Here is an 889-nt window from a genome sequence, read left to right as displayed (position 1 = left end):
GTGGTAGTATTTGCCAGCGGCGGCGTTGTGGCCAGCGGCGTGGGTAGGGTGAGCGCCAAATTGCTCAACGGCGTAAATTACACCGTGAAGATACAAGGCCCCTTTACCTACACTACGCAGATAACTGCCAGAGAGGGCGAGGTGAGGATACAGGTTCCCACCGGGAGGCTTTCTGCTGTGGTGACAGACGGCTTCGGCCGTGTGAGGGACTGGCCTGTGGAGATCGCCGGCGTCGCCGGCGGCAGTGGCCGAGTGGGGCCTGTGGAAGTCCTCGCGGGGCGCTACGTCGTGAGGACAAAGGCGTTCGGCCGGGAGTTCGCCAAGGAGGTGGAGGTAGGCGTGGGTAGCAACGCCGAGGTTCGTGTAGAGGTTCCCACCGCCGCCGTCTCTGCAGTTGTGTTAGACGGATTTGGCAGGGTGAGAAACGACTGGCCTGTGGAGATCGCCGGCGTGGCCTCCGGCGCCGGCAGAATTGGCCCTGTGGAGGTTCTCGCCGGCAGATACACGGCGAGGGCTGTGGTTTTCGGCAGAGAATTTAGCCAGGAGGCTGAGGTTAAGCCCGGCATAAACGAAACAATCCGTATTCAAATACCCACGGCCGCTATCGACGTAAGTGTGGTGGATAACAACGGCAACTCTGTGAAGCCAGATGCCGTGTTTCTAAAAGGCCCTGTGGAGGCGCGGCTGGATAAGCTAAGCGGCGTGGAGGTTCTGGCCGGGAGATACGTCTTAGAGGTAGCGGCCGGCGGAAGAATTATAAGAAAAGAAATTGAGCTAAAGCCGGGGGAACACGCCTTCGTAGCAGTAACAGTAGAAGCCGCGCCGACTTCAAGCCCGGCTACGCCGCCAGCTCTCCCAACTGCCACGACTCAGGCAACCGCGACGCGGG

1 protein-coding gene is annotated in these 889 nt (G+C 60.4%); it reads left to right on the top strand.

The genetic code is table 11. The features are described 5' to 3' along the window. The coding region (locus ACP5J3_RS14915; RefSeq protein ID WP_428496394.1) for a hypothetical protein at window positions 1–889 on the top strand (889 nt) is incomplete at both ends.

Origin of the sequence: Pyrobaculum sp., from assembly GCF_049971835.1 — an archaeon.
GTDB lineage: Archaea > Thermoproteota > Thermoprotei > Thermoproteales > Thermoproteaceae > Pyrobaculum.
Note: the sequence above shows the minus strand (reverse complement) of the source record. Positions and strands in the feature narration are given on the sequence as shown.